The 22,629-nt window shown below is 38.9% G+C and carries 22 protein-coding genes, 1 tRNA gene and 1 riboswitch; of the genes, 2 read left to right on the top strand and 21 right to left on the bottom strand.

Annotation, left to right across the window (positions count from 1 at the left end):
- Positions 1-174: 174 nt before the first annotated feature.
- The 17 genes from cas2 to HMPREF3108_RS02175 form a co-directional block, all read right to left on the bottom strand.
- Complete coding sequence (cas2, locus tag HMPREF3108_RS02255) at positions 175-468, bottom strand: CRISPR-associated endonuclease Cas2 (RefSeq protein ID WP_070493126.1); 294 nt, start codon at positions 466-468, stop codon at positions 175-177.
- A 10-nt stretch (positions 469-478) separates the two neighbouring features.
- Positions 479-1,504, bottom strand: coding sequence for a type I-C CRISPR-associated endonuclease Cas1c (gene cas1c / locus HMPREF3108_RS02250; RefSeq protein ID WP_070493123.1), 1,026 nt, complete (start codon positions 1,502-1,504; stop codon positions 479-481).
- The gene (gene cas4, locus HMPREF3108_RS02245) at positions 1,501-2,172 is read right to left on the bottom strand and encodes a CRISPR-associated protein Cas4 (RefSeq protein ID WP_070493121.1); all 672 of its coding nucleotides are present in this window, start codon (positions 2,170-2,172) and stop codon (positions 1,501-1,503) included. The genes cas1c and cas4 overlap by 4 nt, the downstream gene beginning before the upstream one ends.
- A 1-nt stretch (position 2,173) precedes the next feature.
- A complete protein-coding gene (cas7c, locus tag HMPREF3108_RS02240; RefSeq protein ID WP_070493118.1) occupies positions 2,174-3,025 on the bottom strand; it encodes a type I-C CRISPR-associated protein Cas7/Csd2 in 852 nt (283 codons plus the stop codon).
- 3 nt (positions 3,026-3,028) lie between these two features.
- Positions 3,029-4,975 (bottom strand): type I-C CRISPR-associated protein Cas8c/Csd1, encoded by a 1,947-nt coding sequence (cas8c, locus tag HMPREF3108_RS02235; RefSeq protein WP_070493116.1) that lies wholly within the window; start codon positions 4,973-4,975, stop codon positions 3,029-3,031.
- On the bottom strand, positions 4,975-5,703 hold the full coding sequence (gene cas5c, locus HMPREF3108_RS02230; protein ID WP_070493114.1) for a type I-C CRISPR-associated protein Cas5c: 729 nt from the start codon (positions 5,701-5,703) through the stop codon (positions 4,975-4,977). Before cas5c ends, cas8c begins: the two co-directional genes overlap by 1 nt.
- Positions 5,704-5,902: 199 nt before the next feature.
- On the bottom strand, positions 5,903-8,317 hold the full coding sequence (locus HMPREF3108_RS02225) for a CRISPR-associated helicase/endonuclease Cas3 (RefSeq protein WP_070493111.1): 2,415 nt from the start codon (positions 8,315-8,317) through the stop codon (positions 5,903-5,905).
- Positions 8,318-8,679: 362 nt separating this feature from the next.
- Positions 8,680-8,751: transfer RNA gene (locus HMPREF3108_RS02220), tRNA-Arg, on the bottom strand.
- 39 nt (positions 8,752-8,790) lie between these two features.
- The gene (gene rplS, locus HMPREF3108_RS02215) at positions 8,791-9,138 is read right to left on the bottom strand and encodes a 50S ribosomal protein L19 (RefSeq protein WP_008809321.1); all 348 of its coding nucleotides are present in this window, start codon (positions 9,136-9,138) and stop codon (positions 8,791-8,793) included.
- 115 nt (positions 9,139-9,253) lie between these two features.
- A complete protein-coding gene (gene crcB, locus HMPREF3108_RS02210) occupies positions 9,254-9,580 on the bottom strand; it encodes a fluoride efflux transporter CrcB (protein ID WP_012130470.1) in 327 nt (108 codons plus the stop codon).
- On the bottom strand, positions 9,577-9,951 hold the full coding sequence (gene crcB / locus HMPREF3108_RS02205) for a fluoride efflux transporter CrcB (RefSeq protein ID WP_070493108.1): 375 nt from the start codon (positions 9,949-9,951) through the stop codon (positions 9,577-9,579). The genes crcB (HMPREF3108_RS02210) and crcB (HMPREF3108_RS02205) overlap by 4 nt, the downstream gene beginning before the upstream one ends.
- Positions 9,948-10,214 carry a chorismate mutase gene (locus HMPREF3108_RS02200; protein ID WP_012130472.1) on the bottom strand — a complete coding sequence of 89 codons (267 nt, stop codon included), beginning with the start codon at positions 10,212-10,214 and terminating at the stop codon, positions 9,948-9,950. Before HMPREF3108_RS02200 ends, crcB (HMPREF3108_RS02205) begins: the two co-directional genes overlap by 4 nt.
- A gap of 483 nt (positions 10,215-10,697) precedes the next feature.
- Positions 10,698-12,080: a Fe-S cluster assembly protein SufB gene (sufB, locus tag HMPREF3108_RS02195; protein ID WP_012130473.1), complete on the bottom strand. Its 1,383-nt coding sequence runs from the start codon at positions 12,078-12,080 to the stop codon at positions 10,698-10,700.
- 189 nt (positions 12,081-12,269) lie between these two features.
- A complete protein-coding gene (gene pulA, locus HMPREF3108_RS02190) occupies positions 12,270-14,567 on the bottom strand; it encodes a type I pullulanase (RefSeq protein ID WP_070493105.1) in 2,298 nt (765 codons plus the stop codon).
- Between the two features lie 18 nt (positions 14,568-14,585).
- On the bottom strand, positions 14,586-15,542 hold the full coding sequence (locus tag HMPREF3108_RS02185; RefSeq protein ID WP_048776139.1) for a diacylglycerol kinase family lipid kinase: 957 nt from the start codon (positions 15,540-15,542) through the stop codon (positions 14,586-14,588).
- Between the two features lie 9 nt (positions 15,543-15,551).
- A complete protein-coding gene (gene ligA / locus HMPREF3108_RS02180; RefSeq protein WP_060970174.1) occupies positions 15,552-17,510 on the bottom strand; it encodes an NAD-dependent DNA ligase LigA in 1,959 nt (652 codons plus the stop codon).
- Between the two features lie 146 nt (positions 17,511-17,656).
- Positions 17,657-18,166, bottom strand: coding sequence for a QueT transporter family protein (locus tag HMPREF3108_RS02175; RefSeq protein ID WP_045635190.1), 510 nt, complete (start codon positions 18,164-18,166; stop codon positions 17,657-17,659).
- Positions 18,164-18,298: riboswitch (PreQ1 riboswitch) on the bottom strand. Its footprint overlaps the gene before it by 3 nt.
- A gap of 28 nt (positions 18,299-18,326) precedes the next feature.
- Between HMPREF3108_RS02175 and HMPREF3108_RS02170 the strand changes: the two genes are divergently transcribed.
- Together HMPREF3108_RS02170 and HMPREF3108_RS02165 are read left to right on the top strand one after the other, a co-directional pair.
- Entirely contained in the window at positions 18,327-18,764 is a 438-nt protein-coding gene (locus tag HMPREF3108_RS02170) for a GtrA family protein (RefSeq protein WP_045635189.1), read from the top strand.
- A 31-nt stretch (positions 18,765-18,795) separates the two neighbouring features.
- Positions 18,796-19,218: a GNAT family N-acetyltransferase gene (locus HMPREF3108_RS02165; protein WP_045635357.1), complete on the top strand. Its 423-nt coding sequence runs from the start codon at positions 18,796-18,798 to the stop codon at positions 19,216-19,218.
- A gap of 96 nt (positions 19,219-19,314) precedes the next feature.
- Here the strand turns inward: HMPREF3108_RS02165 and HMPREF3108_RS02160 are convergent, their stop codons facing one another.
- From HMPREF3108_RS02160 to HMPREF3108_RS02145, 4 genes are all read right to left on the bottom strand, one after another.
- Complete coding sequence (locus HMPREF3108_RS02160) at positions 19,315-20,022, bottom strand: B3/B4 domain-containing protein (RefSeq protein WP_070493102.1); 708 nt, start codon at positions 20,020-20,022, stop codon at positions 19,315-19,317.
- A 17-nt stretch (positions 20,023-20,039) separates the two neighbouring features.
- On the bottom strand, positions 20,040-20,489 hold the full coding sequence (locus HMPREF3108_RS02155) for a MarR family winged helix-turn-helix transcriptional regulator (protein WP_070493099.1): 450 nt from the start codon (positions 20,487-20,489) through the stop codon (positions 20,040-20,042).
- 237 nt (positions 20,490-20,726) lie between these two features.
- On the bottom strand, positions 20,727-21,620 hold the full coding sequence (locus HMPREF3108_RS02150) for a YihY/virulence factor BrkB family protein (protein WP_070493096.1): 894 nt from the start codon (positions 21,618-21,620) through the stop codon (positions 20,727-20,729).
- Positions 21,621-21,768: 148 nt separating this feature from the next.
- The gene (locus HMPREF3108_RS02145) at positions 21,769-22,626 is read right to left on the bottom strand and encodes a methionyl aminopeptidase (RefSeq protein WP_008809335.1); all 858 of its coding nucleotides are present in this window, start codon (positions 22,624-22,626) and stop codon (positions 21,769-21,771) included.
- Between the last annotated feature and the right edge of the window lie 3 nt (positions 22,627-22,629).

The following is a 22,629-nucleotide window of genomic DNA, read 5'->3' as shown; positions in this document are numbered from 1 at the left end:
AATCCACGCTCCCGTGAAGGGAGCGACAGCGCGTAGTTGCACTGTTTTAGGTGAAAATTATTTTTCAAGGAGAGATAACTCCTCCATTATTTTTGAATTTTCACCTTATTTTTGTTTGTTTTTCGCGCGAATGCCCTACTTTTTTATGAGTAACCACTATTCGCACTAAGTAATTTAAAGGAGTAGTACGCCTATATCAGGATCATAACTTGTATCTCGTCCAATTGTTTCTAAACGATTTTGCCAGTTTTTTCCTAGCAAATAAAAACGAATACTGTCTGACTCAGTGTCAATTATACTCAAAAGCTTAGCTTTTATTTCTACAAATTCTGCAGGAGTTACTGAGCATTCAAAAACTGAATTCTGAACGCGTTGCCCATAATCAACGCATAATTTTGCCACATGACGTAATCTTTTCTTGCCTTGCGCAGTTTCAGTATTCACATCATATGTTACTAATACCATCATAAACCGGCTCCTATATTAAAAACGGTGGATAGGATTCCAATTCTCCACGGATTGTCTTGGCCAATAATTGTGCTTGGACATAGGGCAGTAACATCAATTTCACCTTTTCTTTAGAGAAAGGATGTTCTACTTCCTGATGTTTCCTCTTTTGCCAGGCTTCAATAAAAATTGCACGCCCTTTTTCAGTTAGTATGACACTTCCATTTTCTTTAAAGTCAAAATGTTTTTTGCTTAACTGAGCTTTATTTATCAAAGAAAATACAAATCTGTCAACTATATAAGCACGAAATTCTTCGACTAAATCCAATGCCAAGCTAGCACGACCTGGCCTATCTGTATGAAAGAAGCCAACATAACTATCGAGCCCAACTGCTTCCAAAGCAGACTGGCATTCATACGTTAATAAACTATAGCCAAATGACAACAGAGCATTGACACAATCTAACGGAGGGCGTCTGGTCCGCCCATTAAACTGAAAAGTCTCCTTATCAGTTAATACTAAATCATTAAAGATACGAAAATATTGGTTTGCTGCCTGACCCTCTATTCCTAAAAGAGAATCCTTGTTTTCAGCTACTTGAACCTGTTCCAAGGCCCAAGTCAATTCCGTATTCACTTCTTCAAATAGTTGGCTATCAATCCGATCTCGATGGTCACGCTTGAAGCGCAATAAATATTTTCTAGAATTCGAAATCTTAGCAAGAATAAAGTGTTTTGCATATTCTAGAGATCGTTCTTCATCCGCCAAACGATAATGCTGCCTTCTTAGCAAAACATTCCCATTTGTTTGCCCAACAAATCGACCGCAAAAGCGTCCTTGCGGGGTATGGAAGGACAAATTAATCTGATTCTCAGCACAGAGTTCAATCAAAGAAGGAGACGCTCCCAAATAAGAAAAACAAACAATGCCGTCAATAATTCGATATGGGAAACGACTGATAACTTTACCTTCTTGCTTGATAACGATATTATCTCTTTCACGCGTTAAATAAAAATTATCTTGAGTCAAATATAGAGTATTAAGTAGCTTTTTCATAAGCTATCCTCACTTTTTAATGCTTGGAAAATGTAATTGTCAATATTGCGCGCCTTTTTACTCAAACGCGGCATGCAAATATCAACTAAGGAGCATAACTGACAGTTTTTAAAATATTCAGCTTTTGGAATAAGTTTTTTGTCATAATATTCATGCATTTGGCAAGCTAAGTCGGCTACTTCTTTTCGTAAATCAGAAGTGATTTCTATTCGCTTCTTTTGATTCACACTATGGTAATAAAGATAACCATACTCGATTGCGCCCCCAAGAGTTTCTTCAAGACAAACCGTTTGAGCAACCAGCTGAACAATATCCCGAGTATCTCTTTTTGGTTTTCCACGCTTATATTCAATAATGACAGGAAGCCATTTGCCACGTTTACCTTTTAGCGGAACTCCTTTTTCATCCTTATGGAATTCAACCACATCCAATATCCCATAGAGACCAAGCTCTTTTGATGAGACATGCATAGCTCGTGAGGTTATGACATCCTTTCGCTTTTCTTTAATATAAGGATTATCCGCCTTTTGATGCAAAATCTGCCCATGAGCTGTCGCTTCGTTTTCAGCCCACTGCTGCTCAATATGAATCAAACTCCATTGGCGCTTGCAGAATTGGAAATGCTGAATACCAGACAACATCAAATAGTCACTTTCAGCATAAACCATATTACAGTCCTTCTAAGATATCAACTTTCAATCCTTTAGATTCATATTCTGCTAATTTTTCTTGATTAAGATGAATACCGTAATCATCGTAACTGTACTTATCCTGTTTTTCTCTATCAAACTCAAACAAGTCAAAAACACGCGCACTGGAAACATTGCCTAATTTATTAGAATGAGTGAACCAAAAAACTTCCCTCACTCGCATAGAACCTTCAGGGCGAGCGGATGATGCATCGTTTTCAAACAGACTGATAAGTGCTTTCTTAATTACCTCAGCATCTTCATCAGAAAATCCCGTTTTTTCAGCAAAATTTGGGTTAATCGAACCTTTGATGACATATACACCATAGTCAACAAAATGCTTAGTCCCCATCGTATCAGATGAACGTCCACCTGCTTTTTTAGGCTCTACACCATTTGTGCTTCGAGTAATTTGTAAACTAGAGATGATGATTGGATCTAAAGATGTAGCCATACTGACAGAAACCGGTCCACGAATAGCAAAAGAACGATCTTTTAGATAAGTGAAAACTTGACCAAACGAACGGACATCCATCCATAATTGATTAGCTATTTCATTAATTTCTTCATCCGATTCTTTTCCTGTAAATTGAGTCTTGAATCGTTTCTCGAGTGAATTGAGTCCATCCTCAACACGGTCATTTGCTTGGACAAAGATGGTGTGGCCCAAATCCTGCATCCGGTTACGAATTTTGCGCTTAATCGCTACATCACTGATTAAACCTTGATTAGCTGCATTTGTTCTTGGCATATTTCCTGACAAGGGATCTCCGTTTGCATTCGCCTCGCGTACCTCAACAGTTACCATAAAATCAATCTTGTGTTCCAACATCTGCTATTCCTCGCTTTCGATTTCATTTTTTTCTTGTTTTGTATAAAAGAACTGCTTTTCAGCATAGTAACCAAAAATAAATTGATAATCCAAGGGATCATTAATATCCTTCTTTGCCATTAGGGGGCTGAGTAATTGGACAATTTCTGCTCGCTCTTTGTCTAGTTTATGAAAGATTCCATGAGCATTTAACTTTACAGTTTCTTCATAAGGTTTAATTTTATTTGTCAGATTCATCATTAACTTGGCAGGCTGGCTGGTATAGGCGTTCCAGTACCTCTCGGCATTTGTAATTCTTTCCTGATTACTGCCATCTATTCGATATCGCTGAGTTTCAATTAGCTCAAATATAGCTAATAACCGTCCAAATAGGTAAGAACGATTGGTATTTTCATGGTCTAACATTGGTTTAAACTCCCTTCCATATTGTTTGTGTAAAATTGCTAAACTGACTTGCTGCACCTGAGACCAGTGATTAGGGTACTTTTGTCGCTGTTTAATATTTGTTTCTAACTTCTTAACGATAGTACTAGGCACTGGATTCCCATCAATCAAAGCAGTTACTAATTGCTGATATTGATCGCTACGGAAAGAATCATTATCTAACTCTAAATAACGCTCCCTATCAACACCGTAGGCAACATTAATAATCTCATTAAAAGTAGGCGTTTTAAGTCTATAATCTTCTGCTTTAGTTTTTGCTTCCCAAGAGTAGTTTTCCTGCCATGATTCCAGATTTTTCAATAACTGTGAAACTTGGAGCTGGCGGAAGTATTTTAGAGCAATCCGACCATCATTGGTCTTGTTTAGAATAGAAATGCAATAAGTCGCCTCATCACTAAATAATTTTTTCCCCTTAATAAACGAAGAACCTATTTCTTTGTTTTCTGCGTTCGGTTTGATAAAAACATGACTGTCTTTTTCATCTTCATCATTTTCAAATAAATCATTAAATACAGGATTAATAATATCCAATTGACTCTCATTTACTAAATCATCACTAAACCAATTGATAAGATACTGTGACGATCCTAGCCAAGTTCTGCTATTATTATTTTCCATCAGATACTTAATCATCAAATGGATTTTTTCTGAGGTTTCATAGCCAATTTTAATAATGTCAATTGAAGTTTCTTTCGTCGGAAATCTATCCCCTATGTAGGCTATCTCACTATTCTGCGAAATAAGTTTTGCGTTTTTAAACAAGCCTCGCGGACTCCGATGGTTTTTAATAATCCTATCTTCTTTTCCGCTAATATTACATAATCCTTTATCAATTAAATTATTTTTTTGAACCAGATTAACAAAATCAAGATGTAAATCCTTAAAATTTGAAACCGAAATGTTTTTGAATCCCTCAAATTCTAGAATAGTAAATGATAATTTGATATCTTTTAAGGTTATTTTTTTATTTTTTTCACCATAAGTAAGTGAACCTTCATAAATTTTTCCATCATCGCCAACAAATTCTCTTTGTATCTGACAATCTGAACCAAATGTGCTAGTTAAAACCAATTCAACTGATTCTGGATTCTCAACAAATTTTTTTATTATTGTTAAAAAATTTTCTACTCTATTATTTTTAGTTTGGTTAATCCAGTTATCTAAATTTTCTAGATATTTTTGATGCTTTTCTTGTCTTAATTCCGAATACATGACATAGTACCAACTATCTACGATTGGATGCGGAGCTATCTTTGTACTCGTTCTATTACTAGATTCATAGGTTACAGGAAAAATAACATTTTCACCTATTTCAAACTTTCTTGCCTTATAAAAGGTACCTTCCTTATCTAATAATACTTCGATATAAATATCATTATTTTTTATTACCTTATTATCATGATAAATCGGCAACAAAATAGCCTCACTATCTCCTTTTTGTTGATCAACTAAACCAATTTCTTCTGCTTTTTCATAAGCTTTTAAGAGAGAAGTAAAAAAATCCATTAGTCTTCTCCTTTCTCCATAGCATCGTATTCCTTAAGTTCATCATCAACGGACCTAACCTGGCCAGGTGTCTTAAATGTATAACTAGACAAAGTATTTACAATTTCACACACAGACTGAGGCTTAAACTTAATCACCCCATTCTCCATCACAGTTTTTGTGAAATAAGATTTCAATGGTGTCGTTTCGTCTTTGGGATAAGCAAAAGAATGGAACATGATACCTAAATCAATAGTAATGCCATCGTAGTAAGAAGGGGTGTTCTCATACTCTTCCTGACTAATTTCATCGACTAAGCCAAAGCATTCACTGGCCCCTAAAAAAACATTGCGTCGTCCACCTTTTCGAATAGAACGTTCCATAATAGCCTCATGCTTGTTAGGTAACCTATCTTGCATCAAATCTTCACGATTCTCATTCCAAATGAAATGGAATTTCACTAGATATTCCACATCACTCAAGTATGAAATGTAACTTAAATCCGCACTATAATCATGTAACAAAGCACGAACACCATGTAGCTCTGTCTGAATTTGATTGATGACTTTAACTTCAGTAACAACATTTGTGATAGTCGGCTTGTGATAAATACTATCAACTATGCCTTGCAGAGCTTGTCTAGTAGGAACTGAGTACGATGATCTCTCGCTTCCACCTTTAGTGGCAGGATTCGTAAAAAGTGCTCGATCTCCACGCACCCTCGCATAGAAATTTCTTGATCTGTACAAAATCAACACCTCCTTATGTTATTTTATAATCCTATCTTAGCACTTGAAATTCTAAAAAATACCAATTGATTTCTATATATATTCTAATCATCATAGTAGTATCTATGTGGATTGAAATTATAGTTAGTGGTTATTTATACTGAATTACAAGTCAACGAAGTCCTCTACTGACTCTCGTTGGCCTGTTTTCGTTGAGCTTTTATAGCAGGAAACTTCCTGACTCTAGGGTAATCCCCTTTTTCTCATCATAATAACCATCTGACAATATCTGAATTTGCCCATTCAGATAAGATTTTGTCGCTTCAAGTATCTGATTGTTCTTACGAACATTTACCGTATAGAGCTGCAATTCCTTTAACAGAGCTTTTATTTTTTGATAATTTTCAACAGATGGATCGTCGTATTCACACAATTCTTCTAAAACCAACAAATTCTCAACTGCGTCTCCGTACGGAACCAACACACCTATTGTGTCATTGTTTATTAGATTCATTTTCAAACCAGCAGTTTTAAAGGCTTGTTTTAACTTTCCTTTAAAATTATTTCTGCCTTGATATGAGTTTATACTTAAATAGTCATAAACAGATTCACCGTGTGACAAAGGATAATCCATTGAACCTTGATTATTAGCATAATAATATTCAAAAAAATCACGATTTAAAAGCGACGTTTCAATAGGTGACGAAATATTATGTAGAATATATTCTGTAGCGTCTTTCTTAGCCTTTATTTCTTTAAGTGATAAGAGATTTTCTTCTTCATTTGTGAGATTAACTAAGGTAACTTGACCTTTATTACGTTTACCTTCACGATTACATCGGCCACTAGCCTGCACAATTGAATCAACTCCTGCATAAGATCGGATGACGCGATTAAAATCAATGTCAACTCCAGCTTCAATTAGTTGCGTACTAATACAAATAATAGGTATTCTCTTTTTTAGATACTGTTTAATTTCTGATATAATATCTAATCTGTGCTGAGCACACATATTAGTCGAAAGTTGATAAATAGGTCTATCAGTCAATCCTTCAAGCATCATATAGAATTTATCAACTGTCTTTTTGGTGTTAAAAATCGCAAGAATAGACTCGTCATTTTCCAGTACAAAATCTACTAAATCTGACAGGTTCGAATGTTGATTATTTTCATCAAATTTTCTAAGTTCTGTTCTTGAAAAGACTTCTTTTTCGTCATGAGTTAACTCGACAATATCAGCAACTTCACCATTTTTTCCACCATAAGAAAGTTTATATTTAATTGCAGTAGAATCATAAGCAGGTTGTGTAGCTGTACATAAGATGATAGTCGTGTTCATAACTTTATTTAAGAAATTCATGGTTAAATTAAATAAAGTTGTCACCTCAATAGGCAATGATTGCACTTCATCTAAAATCAAAACACTATTCGCTAAACTAGAAAAACGACGAATATTTGCTGATTTAGTTTTAAATAAAGTTTGAAAAAATTGAACCATTGACGTAAGAACAGTCTGACTATCCCAACTTTCTATCAGGTACTCTGGTAATAAGCTTTCTCTTTCGTCTCCCTTATCCTCATTCTCTTGTTTGTTCTGTACAACATTTGAATGATGCTCTAGTACTCCATCTTCTCCAATAACTTTTTTAATAGCTGCCGCATTTTGTTCTAAAACAGATAAAAAAGGCGTAATATAGAAAAATCTTGATTTATTTTGATCAACTAACTGATGAAAGGCATATCTCATACTAAGATTCGTTTTCCCAGCACCAGTAGGAAGATCTAAACGATAGATTCCCGTTGAATCTTTTTCCCCTCTACTCTTAACTCGTTCACCAATTTGTGAACGAATCTCATTAAGTCTTGTGGTTGGATGACTAAAGCTATCATATTTTCGCTCAATAGCTTCAAGATAAGAAGCATTTAGTTGTTGTTTTTCTTCATCTTTTAAAGGTTCAATGAGCATGCCATAAGCATTGACAGTATCTAGTATATCTGCATTCTTCAAAAAAGATAAGTACATCCGAATAAAACAACCACTATAATATTCTTTCTCACTTTCATCAGACCAACTAAGTTTAGACCAAGCATGCTGATAATTTTCAAAAGCTCTTTCGATTAAATCGTTTAAATCTCTATAACCATAGTTACTTAATTCATCTTCTAATTCTTGAGCAAAGGGTAAAATGTCATTTTGATAAGGCCCATTTGTTATGCCTTCTATAATCCTATGTCTTAACTTGTTAAATGAGAATTGCTCTGCTTGAACACCTTCGTCTTGCAGAATAATGTCATACATACCATGATGAGCTGAGACAACATAGGCACCAATCTCTTGAAAAAGTATTCTGTCTTTCGATTGAATAAATGAATCCTTTAGACAGGTTTGTATTTTTTGAAAAAGATACCTTGCTCCTGCAGAAGAGTGATCAACATGTTTATTTGGACTCATCTCTAATTTATCTTGAAAGTCTCTATTTGCCTTACCTAAATCATGATACAAGCCTAATAAAAAAAGTATATCACCCTGTCCTATAGGCTCTGCTTGTTTTCTTCCGTATTTAGCAACATTGATTAGATGTTCTTTTAAAGACTGCTCTTCATTTGTATATCTATTATAATGTGCCTTAATCATCTCAACCCTCTTATTTCTATTTGCATATTATATATTCATAAAATCCATCTTACTCCTGGTGTACGAAAAATAAAAGCGCTTACATTTTTCTAACTATTTTGAACAAATGTAACTTTTTTGTGGTTGATGAAAATTTGAATATATAGCAATCGTTTTATATACCATATTAACATTATTATAGTTTTAATTATAAAAAAATTCAATAGATAATATAGCTTTTCATTTAAAAAGTGTTACAGCTCTGCTGTAACACTCTCATATCATTATATTATCAGTAAAAATAGTATTAATTCTTATTAACTCATATCACTTAGAGAGTAAATACTGTCTAATTTGAGACATAGTTAACATTGCTTTTGCCATGTCCCCTGCCGGAATCGAACCAGCAACTACTCCTTAGGAGGGAGTTGTTATATCCATTGAACTAAGGGGACCTAGAGAAAAACTCTGCCATGTGACAGAGCTTTCTAAGATTAACGACGGATTTCTTTGATACGAGCCGCTTTACCTTGCAATGCACGAAGGTAGTACAATTTAGCGCGACGCACTTTACCGTAACGAACGACTTCAATCTTGTCAACACGTGGAGTGTGGATTGGGAAAGTACGTTCAACACCTACACCGTTAGAGATTTTACGAACTGTGTAGTTTTCTGAGATGCCAGCACCCTTACGAGCGATAACGACACCTTCAAAGATCTGGATACGTTCGCGAGTTCCTTCGACAACTTTCGCGTGAACGCGGACAGTGTCACCAGGACGGAATGCAGGGATATCAGTACGAAGTTGACCTTCAGTCAAGCTTTGGATTAATGGATTCATTTTTTACTCCTATCTTACTAATCTTATGATTCATGACCAAAGCGGATTAGTCGTTTTTTTGTGCTCCATTTGCACAAAGAATATTATATCAAAATTCCGGTAAATGTAAAGATTTTTAGATAAAAATTCCTAAAATAATAGCTAAAAATCCTAAACAATAAGTCAATATCAGATAATGGATGAATTTCTTCTTATTAGAAAAAAGACCTACCAGCTCAGCATTAAAAGTAGATAGTGTCGTCAAGCCACCACAAAAGCCTGTTACCAGGATAGTATAAAGTTGCTTGTCTTGGATATGGTTATAAAAATATCCAATCAAAAAAGCTCCTAGTAAATTGGCCATCAAAGTTCCCACTGGCAAAACTGCTCTGCTATTGACCTTAGAAAGAAAATAACGGACGAGAGCGCCACCACCGCAAGCTGTAATCATAAGCCAAATCATAGGCCCACCTTCTTTCCCGCCCACAAGGCAATCCACAAACTACCGCCAATGCTCAAGACTAGATAGAGGATAAAGTCCGTGTATAGCCCTAGGTCCACCAGTTTAATGGAGTCTAAAAGGAGGCCGGAAAAAGTGGTCAAACCACCACAAAAGCCTGTCGATATGGCCAGGATAAAACGTTTAGACACTTGCTTATTTGCTAGATAGCCCTTTACCAAATAAACCAGGATGAAGGTCCCCAGATAGTTGACCAAGAGTGTGGCAAAGGGAAAATGTCCAGTGAAGGTGACGAAGGAAGAGATTAAGTAACGAAGCCAGCCACCAAGCATAGCAGCTAAGCAGATGGCGAGATAATTTTTCACTTCCTTCATGCTTTTTTCTGTTCCTGATAAGCACGGGAGTTTTTCAAGATATCCTTAAAGGTAGCAAGAATCGTATCTTTGTAGGCTGGATTTTCAACATGATCAGCCACTCTGCCTAAAATAACTTCTTCTCTCTTAGTGTCCAGCACTGCCTTACCAGTCTCCTGCTTGTAAGCAGCCACTTGGTTCACGAGATTCATCCGTTTTTCCAGCAAGACTACGAGTTCATCGTCTATTTGATTGATTTCTTGTCTCAGTTCTTCTAGATTCATTCGTTACCTCCTTATATTTTACCTATCATATCAAAATTCTGGATGTTTTTCTAGTTTCCATGGAAAGTAAGTCAAGTTTGGCAGTGTTTTCTAAGAAAAAGGACTCTTAGTGCGAGTCCTCTTTTATTTTTACAATCGGTTCTTATCTACAGATTTCAAGGTTTCCCGAACCTTATTAAAGGGAACTCGCCAGGGCGAGTTTTTATCCGCAACCTAAAAATACCCGTTTGCCTTGTCTCAGGGTAAACCGACTACCTTCGGTTCTCATCAGCAACCTAAAACAGTCCCCCAGACCTTAGATTAAGGGGAACTCGCAGGGGCGAGTCCTTATCCGCAACCTAAAACAGTCTCCCGGACATTATTAAAGGCAACTCGCTTTTGCGAGTTCTCATCAGCAGATTAAAAAGGTCCACTGGACCTTTTTAAAGAGAACTCGCAAAGGCGAGTTTTTATCCGTAACCTAAAACAGTCCCCCGGACTGTTTTAGCCAACTGAGCCTTCCATGCTCATATTGATGAGTTGGTTGAGTTCGACGGCGTATTCCATGGGGAGTTCTTTGGTGATGGGTTCCATAAAACCATTAATAATCATAGCTGTTGCCTCTTCTTCGCTAATACCGCGGCTCATCAGATAGTAGAGCTGGTCCTCAGACACTTTGGAAACCTTGGCTTCATGCTCTAGAGCAACATTGGAATTATGGATTTCATTAAAGGGAATGGTGTCAGAACTGGACTCACCATCCATCAGAATGGTATCGCACTCGATATGCGACTTGGAGCCCGCACTATTCTCACCAAAGCGAACCTGGCCACGATAGTCCGTCTTACCACCGTCCTTGGCCACTGATTTAGAAATCAAGGTACTGGATGTCTTGGGTGCATTATGAAAGACCTTACAGCCTGCATCCAAGTGCTGGCCATAGTTAGCAAAGGACATAGAGAGGACAGAAGTTCGTGCATTACGGCCATTGAGAATACTGCAAGGATATTTCATGTTAACCTTGCTACCTAGATTGCCATCAATCCACTCCAAGGTACCGCCTTCCTCAACAGTGCCCCGCTCCGTTACCAGATTATAGACATTATCCGACCAGTTTTGGATGGTCGTATAGCGGAAAAAAGCATCCTTTTTGACTATGATTTCAACGGTCGCAGCATGAAGACTATTGGTCGTATAGGTCGGTGCTGTACAACCCTCGATATACTGGATGGAGCCACCCTCCTCAATAATCATCAAGGAACGCTCAAACTGGCCTGCGTTTTCTCCATTGATACGAAAATAGGTCTGAACAGGAATTTGACAGTGTACATTTTTAGGAACATATATAAAGGTTCCACCTGACCAGACTGCTCCATTTAAGGCTGCAAACTTATGCTCAGCATTTGACACGACTGTTCCAAAATATTGCTTGACTAGCTCTGGATACTCTTGAACTGCTGTATCCGTATCAGTAAAAACAATCCCTAGCTTTTCGAATTCTTCCTTCATATTGTGGTAGACCACCTCAGACTCGTACTGGGCAACAGCACCAGATAGGAATTGCTTTTCTGCTTCTGGGATTCCCAGACGATCAAAGGTCCTTTTTATCTCTTCAGGAACGTCATCCCAACTACGAGCTGGCTGTCCGCTTAGTTTCTGGTAATAGATGACATCTTCAAAGCGAATGCCTGACAAATCAGGTCCAAAGTCTGGCATGGGTAATTTGTTAAATAGCTCTAAGGAGCGTAAGCGATAGTCTAGCATCCACTGGGGTTCCTTTTTGATGGCAGATATTTCACGAACAACTGCTTCTGTCAATCCTTTCCCAGTCGAATAAAGCGGTGCTATATCATCATGAAAACCGAAAGCATAATCACGTTGTGGCATAAAAGCCTCCTTTCTCCATACAGAAAGAATCACATGGGTTCCTACCCTTATTATACTCTTCTAGATTAGAATTGTCAGAAAATAAGAGCCGGTTGTTCCATTTGAAGTAGAAAAAAAGCAGAAGGGATCTGATTACTCCCATTCTGCTTCAATGATTTTATAAAGTAGGGTCATCTAAAATGAATCTACCTAAGTTAAGATCTCAAAAACGCTGGCAGTTAAGTTCTCAACTTCTGTATTAATTTTGCTACGGTTATTGCTGACGACTAGTTTGAGCTGGTCCGCATTTTCCAAGCGATAAGGTGTGCCACTGGCATTAAAGATGACTAGATAATGCTTACTGTCCCTGACCTCAAAAACGATAAGACCACTATTTGTCAGTGCTTGACGAACATAGACATGCTGGTAAATTTCTTCATATGTTGAGTAAGAAAATTCTTTCCTGGTCGTTTTAAGCTGGATAATCTGGCGGATAAAGTTGACACTGTCTTGATGTTTCGAAAGCAGATTCCAATCCACCTGGTTGACTTGGTCTGGCGCATTGTAGCTATTCATAGCTCTTTCTTTATCTGCTTGAGTCACCTGCCCATTTGGTCCAGTTCCCACCAACTTAGTTCGAGAAAACTCCTGTCCTAGCTCCATAAAGGCTAAGCCTTGCATGAGAATATTCATGGCAGTTGCCAGTTCAATCCGCTTGGTAAGCGTTTCTAGATCATCATGCGGATGAAATTCTCTTAGTAAGTCATGCAGATTATAATTATCATGAGCTTCGACATAATTGACGACCTGATTTGGCATGAGGTAGCTACCTAATTCACTACTTCCTAAAATAGCCTTGGCAATGATATTTTCCGTACCTTGACCACTGACAAATCCAGCTTTCAAGGTTCCAAATACCTCAGCACCTTTAATAGCATCTCGCTCATTGTCGTTGAAAAATCCAATATCTAGAAGCTGATAAGCATTGTCTTTCTTGGCTTTATCTTGAGGAAGGAGGCCTGTCCCCATATCCCAGCCTTCTCCGTACGTCAGGATACGTGGATCTACCTTGTCCAATTCATCTCGAATGATCTGCACGGTCTCTACATCGTGGATTCCCATCAAATCAAACCGGAAACCATCCACGTTATACTCCTTGACCCAATACAAAAGTGAGTCAATCATATATTTACGGAACATTTCATGCTCGCTAGCGGTTTCACTCCCGACTCCGGTTCCATTCTGGAACGAGCCATCTGGATTCATCCGATAGTAATAATCGGGAACACTTGCTTGAAATGGGGAGTCAAAGGTAGAGTAACTGTGGTTATAGACTACATCAAGAATCACTCCGATACCAGCATCATGATAGGCTTGAATCAAGGTTTTTAAATCACGAATAGCCTGAGCTGGATTAGATGGGTTACTAGAAAGACTAGTTTCTGGAGCATTGTGGTTCTGTGGATCGTATCCCCAGTTATAGGTTACCTGTCCATTTTCATCATAGTCTTTATGACGATCCGAGACAGGCTGGAGCTGGACATAATTCACACCTAAGTCACGAATATGATCAAATGTTGTCGCTTGGCCAGTATCATTGGTTGTGCCTGTTTGACAAGCTCCAAGGAAAGTTCCTCGATACGCTGGTGCGACACCTGAGCTTTCTGACTTTGTTAAGTCACGGATATGCATCTCATAGATAACTGCTTGGCAGGAATTCTTCACGCGCCAGTGGGCTTCTTGCCCCTGCTTAACTTGAAAATCAAGTGGATTTCGTTCTTGGTCTGTTACAATAGCTGTTCGTTTACCATCAGGACTAGTAGCCAGGCTATAAGGATCCCGAGTCAAGTATTCTTCGTGATCAAAGATCACACGATATTGGTAGGCACGCTTGGCTAAATCATCAGAAATGCTCCCTTGCCACACTCCAATTGTATTCTTTGTGTGATCTGTCGAAAAATCTCGGCCTCTCTTTAGAGAAATAGTTTTCCAAACGCTGGCTTGGTTGCTGGCATCTTTATAGATGACTACTTCAACCGCTTTTGCTGTCGGTGCCCAAAGTTTAAACTCAGTCTTATCAGCTTGGTAAAAGGCACCTAAACTTCCCTGATAGCCCCAATGGCGGTCAAATTCTTTGGAAGAAACTGCCATATCAAAAGCATGAGGATCTCTGTATTTGTAATAGTGGCTAGTGACTGCCGCCTGCCTAGAATAATAGACTTGATGGTCTCCCTCAAGAATCCAAACTTCTGTAACCAGGTGGGCTGGCAAGAGACGAATGGTATAATCAATGGTCTGGCTTGACCAGTCTGCTTTTTTTATAATCAAATGGACATAATCCAAGTTTGTTTCACTTTGGTAAGTAACAAGTCCACTTCGCCCAAAATAATCAAAATTAGAAAATGACGTTTCCTTTCCGATTTGGTTTTCCTGCCACTGCCATATATTGTACGAAAGGTAATCATCAGTGGGGTTATGGTAATGGACTAAGACCTGGTAGTCTGGCATTTTTATCTCCTAGGTTCATCATGATTTTTCTGAACAAAGAGCATCGTCGCTGATTTCATCGATATTGGCAAAAAATTCTAAGTGATTGTGGAAGACTTCTAATTCAACTGGGGTGTCTCCACCATATTCGCCATCAAGATTAAGCATAAATGGTTCTTTGCTGTCTAAAACTTCTAGTTTTAGTTTGCTTGTTTTTAAGTATTCGACATTGACATCTGTCACGTGTTGGCCACCATTAATGGCCTGAATCAGTAGGGCTAACATTTCAAAAAGTTTGGCTGTTTTGACCAAAATCAAGGTAAAGTTGCCATCGTCTAATTTGGCATCAGGAGCGATTCGCTCAAAGCCTCCAATAGAATTGGTCAGTGCTGCAAACATGAGTGAAATCTTACCTTCAAAAACACCATGATCATGAGTAATACGCACCTTGCGGAATTTAGAACGTGGCAACATTTCCGCACCTTTGGCAACATAGGCAAAGTAGCCCAAGCGAGATTTAGCTTCACTCGGAACACGATAGGTCAGCTCACTCAAAGTACCAGCTGCTGCGATGTTGATGAAATATTTTTGCCCAAAGGCACGGCCGATATCCATTTTGATGGTCTGATTTTTAGCAATAATTCTCGCAGCTTCGACAGGTTTTCCCATAGGAATCTTCAGCGCACGCGCGTAGTCATTGGTCGTACCTGTCGGGATGAAGGCCAAACGAGGACGATTTTCCAAGGGGGCTACTCCATTTACGACTTCATTGATGGTGCCGTCCCCTCCTGCTGCGATAATCAAATCAAAACCAGCCTTAGCTGCCCGCTCTGCTTCTTTTTGCGCAGAAAGAGGCTCTGGCGTCGTTTGATAAGCACTGGTTTCATAGCCTACGTCCTCTAAAACGTCCAGCACTTCCGCAATATTCTTTTTGATAATTTCCTGACCAGATGTCGGGTTATAAATGAGTCTTGCTCTTTTTATTACATCTTTCATACAGCGCCTCTATAACTGTTCAAGCCATGCTTCATCTTGGATTTCGATTCCCAATTCTTGGGCCTTGGCCAACTTGCTACCTGCATCCGCTCCAGCAATAACCAAGTCCGTTTTCTTGGAAACACTGCCAGCAACATTGGCTCCTAGACGAAGAAGTTTTTCTTTAGCTTGTGTTCGTGTTAATGTTTCTAATTTCCCTGTTAAAACAACTGTTTTACCCGATAGGACTGCATCTGCCGCCACCTTTTCACCAAGGTAGGCCAGATTAACTCCTGCTTCTTCTAGTTCCTTCAGCAGGATCTGTGTCCCTTCTTGGGCAAAATAGCTGTGCAGGCTTTTAGCAATCACCATGCCAAGACTATCAATGCTGGCAATCTCTTCTTGCTCTGCCTGAGCAAGGCTTGGTATATCATGGAATTTCTCCAGTAAAATCCGACTGGCCTTGCTACCAACATGGCGAATACCTAAGCCAAACAAGAGTTTTTCGGCTGAGTTTGACTTAGAAGCCTGAATAGCATTATATAATTTATTAGCTGATTTTTCCTTAAAGTTCTCTAACTGGAGTAAATCTTCGATGCTTAAGCGGTAAATGCCTGCCACATCTCGAACCAAATCCTTAGCAAAGAGCTTTTCAACCACTGCCGGCCCCAGGCCACTAATATTCATAGCATCACGACTGGCAAAGTGAGCCAATCCTTCCATGATTTGGGCGGGGCAGAGCGGATTGATACATCGCAAGGCGACCTCATCTTCAAAATGGAGCAAGTCGCTCTGGCAACTCGGGCACTGGCTAGGTACATCCAAGTGTTCATCTGAAACACGCTTGCTTTCTACCACACGCAAGACGGCTGGAATGATATCTCCAGCTTTATAGACAATAACTGTATCATCTTTGCGAATGTCCTTTTCCCTGATGTAATCAACATTGTGTAGAGTCGCACGGCTAACAGTTGTCCCTGCCAACTGAACTGGTGTTAGATTAGCTGTAGGTGTTACCACTCCGGTCCGACCCACTGTCCAGTCTACAGATAAAAGCTGGGCTTCCTTTTCCTCAGCTGGAAACTTATAAGCGATGGCCCACTTAGGCGCCTTAACAGTAAAGCCTAGCTCCTCTTGCACAGCTAGGTCATTGACCTTTATGACAATACCGTCAATCTCATAAGGAAGACTGTCCCGCTCCTGACCAATCTTTTCGATAAAGTCCCAGACTTGGTCTATAGTACTAGCCAGTACCCGTTTTTCATTAACAGAAAAGCCAAGTTGACTCAGTTTTTCAAGGACATCTTCCTGAGTCGCTTCAGTTGTCGGGTTTGCTTCTTGGTAAAGGAATGTCGCTAGATTACGCTTGGCCACAACTGATGTATCCAGCTGTCTCAAGGTTCCTGCTGCAGCATTTCTTGGATTGGCAAATTCTGCCTCCCCATTTTCCTGACGAAGCTGGTTTACCGCATCAAAAGATGCCTTTGGCATATAGCATTCCCCACGTACTGTAATAGTCAAGGGTTTTGGTAAGGTCAAAGGAATATCCTTGACACGCTTGAGATTCTCCGTAATGTTCTCACCAATGGATCCGTCACCACGAGTCGCTCCTGCTACCAAAATACCATTTTCATATGCCAGGGAAATAGATAGACCATCAATTTTCAGTTCACAAAGGTAGGACGCATCTGGAAATTCTTTTCTTACTCGTTCATCAAAGGCAACTAATTCTGCACGCGAAAAAGCATCCTGCAAACTATAGAGAGGATACTGGTGTTGGTATTTTTCAAAACCATCTAAAACTTTTCCACCCACTCGGTGAGTTGGGCTTTCTGGTAAAATCTCGTTTGGATATTGCTCTTCCAATGAAACCAGTTCCCTGTATAGCTGATCATACTCACTATCTGACACACTTGGCGCATCTTTTGTATAATATTCATGAGCATAACGATTGAGCAGGGAAACTAACTCAGACATTCTATCTTTCATACTCTTATTTTATCATAAATATCTCTATTCGCCCTATTTTTTCCCTTAAAAAGCGAAGAAAAAGGCCTATCAATCAAAGTTTCTCTTAGCCTTAACGGCAACAAAAAAGGCCTCAGATTTCACAAACCTAATAAGCCTTTTCGTTTTTATTGGGTTAGGTCAATGCGCTTACTGATTTTATCAATCAAGATAGCTCCGACAAGTAGAGATGCACATTCTCCAATAGCTGTTGTAAACCATGTAAGTAAGAATGGTGCTCCAGTAACAATATTCAATTCAATAGCAATTGTCACCATTGAAATCGAAAAGAAAATTGAGAATAAAAAGAAGTCTTTTCGAAGCCAACCGTTGAGCAGATAGCCCGGCTTAACTTTGCTGAATAGGACAACCCCAAGAGTTAGAAAAACTAAAGTTGAACCCCCTCCGACAAAAACATCTAAGATACCAAAGCTAAAGAAATTGGAAATCATACAACCGATTGTTACACCAATAATGTATTTACGATTGTAAAAGGCCATAAAGTTCATCATTTCAGAAATTCTAAACTGATAGGCACCAAAGCTGATCGCATTGAAGGGTGGTGTGATTGTAAGTGCAATGTAAATAGCTGCTACAAGAGCAATTTGCACCATATCACGGGCAGTTAATTTTTTCATCAAATTCTCCTTTAGCGGTTTTACCGCGTGTAATATGCTTGGCGAAAGAAGCTAAGCGCCAAGGGTTGCTAGGAATAAGAAGAAAGACAAGCCTCTCCCTTACAAACTCGGCAACTCAACTAGTATAGCATAAATATTTGAAATATGATAGACTATCTTTATGAAATCCTTAATAAAAAAATTCTTTGATAATGAGATTCTATCCTATCTCTTCTTTGGTGTGGCAACAACTATCGTTTCTGTTGCCAGCAGGATGATCTGTTATGAATTAACTAGCAATGAAATCTTGGCAACCGTCATTGGTGATGTTCTTGGTATTCTCTTTGCCTTTGCGACCAATGACACCATCGTTTTTAAGCAAAAAAGAAAGGGCTGGCCTGCTAGATTAGTCAAGTTTTTCACAGCTCGATTGGCTACGATGGGTTTAAATTTACTCTTGACCTTTATCTTTGTGACTAGTTTTCCGCAGATTATCGGCCAGTTTGTTAATCATAATATCAAAATGGTCAATACCATTGAAACCCTTATCGCTCAGGTGCTTATTATTGTTCTAAACTACGTTTTCAGCAAACTCTTTGTCTTTGAGAAAAAGAACTAAAGACCTCGGAAAGAGCTCCATGGAGGCAGAAATGAACTTAAAATTTGAAAATGGTGACTCAGCTAAAAGAGAAGAACTGAGAAACTTACTCAGAACCTATAACCGCTCAAAAAGAGAACCGTCAGAAAGCCAAGCTCTGGACATTTATTTAGAGGATGATGAAGGAAACCTCATAGCTGGCTTGACCGGAGAAACTTTTGGAAATTGGTTTGAAATCGAATATCTATTTGTCAAAGAAGACCTTCGTGGGCAAGGTATTGGATCAAAAATTTTGGATCAGGCGGAAAAAGAGGCTCGAGTCAGAAACTGTACCTATTCATTCGTCAATACCTATCAGTTTCAGGCGCCTGATTTTTATAAAAGACATGGATACCAAGAAGTATTTACCTTAAAAGAATATCCTTATAGTGGGAAAAGGTACTATTTTACGAAAGACTTAGGACCTGAGAACTGATGATAAGGGTGGCATTCTGGCAACTATTTATAAAAAAAGGATCCACCCTACATAAATTAATCTGGACCAGATAATTCTGATCCAGATTTTTTGTTTTTAAATTTCCAGATTGGGATGTTCAGCAGTCAGATGGGTGATTTCACCTTTAACGCCAAAATACTCTTCAATCAAGGTCTGGAGTTCTGACATCGCTGCTTGGGCACGCGTTGCCTGCTCTCCATTGATAGCCTCAATGACCAAGATAGCATCCTTGGTCTCCTCTGTTAGCATGCTACGCTGGGCTTCTCGCCAGTTAAGGCAACGGCAGAAAGCTCCCTCTTCATCATAGTAGATGATTTCTTCTGGCAATGCCGGCGCGTCACTCTCAGCGCCCAATGGGAAAAAGGCTTCCCCACCCTTGGCTTTTCCTAAATAAAGACCTCCGACAATCTTATCCAAACCCTCACCGCCACAAGGAACTGCATAAGAGAGCGAGACACTGTTGTAGATATCAACCAAAGGATTGATTGGCTGGAACCCTCGCCCCTGACTGACCCGCTTAAGCAGAGCTTCGATAGAGGATCGTGCTCCTTTCTTGGTCTTGAATTTGCTGAAGGCCTGCCGCCACTCTTGAATGACTTCATTTTGAGTGAAGTTCTCATCTAAGATAAAGTCCTCAGCTCGTTTCGCTCCCTTATCCAGCAGGGATTTGAAATATGGATCCTTACTTTCATCCACTCGATTATCCAGTCCTTTGACTACTAAAACACTAATCTGAGCTTCTGGAAATACTTGCCAAAATTCATGTTCAACTGTAACTTTCATGATGCACCTCTTTAATCTTAATAGTTTCTTTTTTGTCCTTTTTTGACTGCTTCCCAGTCACCTGTGATGTTTTCACGCACTCGTACCAGCATTTTCTCCAAGGCTTTAACTTCCACCTGAGAAAAGCCCTGCAGGGATGTCTCTTCAGAATAGTTATTCTCCGTTAGGATAAAAGGATAAAGTTTTTCTCCTTTTTCCGTCACAAACCATTCCTTGTTCTTCTTGTTTTCCTTGGCTGCCTTCTGCTGGACCAAGCCCTTGGCCTCTAGCTTCTTAACAGAACGGGCAACCGTTGATCGATCCACCTTGAGCAGCTCCGATAGCTCCTCTTGGATAATTCCTGGATTCTCCGCGATTCTTACCAAATAAAGATATTGCCCCCGCGCCAGCTCTATGTCACGGAACTCAATATTAGCAATGGAATCCAAAGCTCGGGCGATAATCCCAATTTCCCGCAATACTGACATATCCCCTCCTTTAAACTTTTATTTGAATCTATTATACCACATTTTATTGCAAATGCAATAAAATAGAATAAAAAAGAAAAGAGGAAAATTCCTCTTTAAGAAATCTATACCAAACCTTTATAGGTAAGGTATCTTCTTATTCTTATTAAGATTAGTAATGATGCTAGAGAAAAATGCGGAATTAAATTCTTGACAGTAGCTAATATGTTCTTGAGTATCCTTTAGGTTGCCATTTAGCTAGTTCTTCTTTTTAAAGGAAAAACTTCCTATTCTATCTAATTGAAACTCGGACTCAGAGCAACTTTGGATACTCGCATTGAGAATAGCACCGATAATCAATATTTTAGAAACAATAATGAACCATAACATGATGATGATCACAACTACTGATCCGAAAAAACGGACATTAATAAAGTGGTTCATATACGCTTCTAAATAGGCACTAAATAAATTCAATAGGCCAAAGAGAATTCCCACTACAAAGATGGTCCCTGGCAAAACATAACGAAGTTTGTTTATCTTAACATTAGGCAAAAGATAATAGAGGGCAACTAAGGTTAGAAAGAGAACCAGGAAAACAAGACCCTCACTTATAGTGGTGATTTGTCTGTAAAAAGAGACATCTAAATCAAAAACATTGTATACCACAGTTAGAATACTTCGACCAAAAACAGATAGAATCATGGAAAGGATCAAGAGTATCTGTAAACCAATACTCACCAAAAAACTAAACAAGCGGTTTCGAAGCAGGCCATGCCCTTTTGTAACACCATAAGCCTTATTAAAAGCCTTTTGTAAAAATGAGATACATTTGGAAAAAGCCCAGAGAGCAGACAAGATGGAGAAACCTAGTAAACCAGAAGACGGCTGACCAAAAACGGCTCTTACAGCTTTAGCCACCATAGGGTAAAGCGAATCTGGTAGCATTTCGTTTAACAAATTCAAGAGGGCATCCGTTTGAACTTGAAAATAGGGTAAAATATTGGCTAAAACCAATAATAAAGGAAGAGCCGAAATCAAAAAATAGTAGGCTACAGCTATACTGGTGATGCCTATCTCAGACTTATCATAAAAGCCTATAAAAGCCCGTAAAAACTGCTGTTGTTTTAGTTTTTCGACTATTTTTTTCATGATCTTCCTTTCTAAAACTAGGGCAAAGGCCCATCATTTATTTCTCTTTGATTTTCTAGTAGCAAGGTTCATTTCTCGCTACTATTCTCATTTTATATCAGACAAAGTTAAGAGGCTAGGAACGCCTTATCCCAACCTCCTATGTTTTCTAATAAGTTCCTTCTTCACCCTGACTGGTCAAAATCACTGGACCGTCTTTGGTGATGACAAACTGGTGTTCGTATTGGCAAGACAAACCACCATCAAGAGTCTTATGGGCCCAGCCAGTTTTAAAATCTGTGTCAATTTCCCAAGTACCAGTATTGATCATAGGTTCGATGGTCAATACCATCCCTTCTCTTAGACGCAAACCACGTCCTGCTCGACCATAGTGGGGTACCATTGGTTCTTCGTGCATAGTCGGACCAACTCCATGACCAACCAAATCTCGCACAACACCATAACCATGACTTTCAGCGTATTCTTGGATTGCTGCACCAATATCGCCAATTCTATTACCAACTTGTGCTGCTTCAATTCCTCGGTAAAGACATTCTTTGGTCACATCCATGAGTTGCTGAGCTTCTGGACTGACTTTCCCAACTGCATAAGCCCAGCAAGAATCTGCAACACCGCCACGAAAACTTTCTGTGTATTTTTTGACTTCTGAGACCTTATTAAAATCCAGTTTTGAAACATCTAATTCAGCCTTATCAACCAATCCGACAACCATATCTACACAGATAATGTCACCTTCTACCAGCTTTTGATGACGGGGAAAAGCATGAGCCACTTCATCATTTAGAGAGCAGCAAGTAGCATACGGATAGTCCATGATGCTGCCTTCTACACCAATCTGCAAGGGCAAAGCATTTGCTTCTTTACAGCGTTTGCGGACGTATTCTTCAATATCCCACATATCGATCCCTGGCTTAATCAAGTCTCTCAAACCTCGATGAATAGAAGCGAGAAACTCCCCACTTTTTGCCATTAAATCAATTTCGCGTTGCGATTTTATTGTAATCATTCT

Origin of the sequence: Streptococcus sp. HMSC10A01 (assembly GCF_001807785.1) — a bacterium.
GTDB classification, from domain to species: Bacteria; Bacillota; Bacilli; order Lactobacillales; family Streptococcaceae; genus Streptococcus; species Streptococcus gordonii.
Note: the sequence above shows the minus strand (reverse complement) of the source record. Positions and strands in the feature narration are given on the sequence as shown.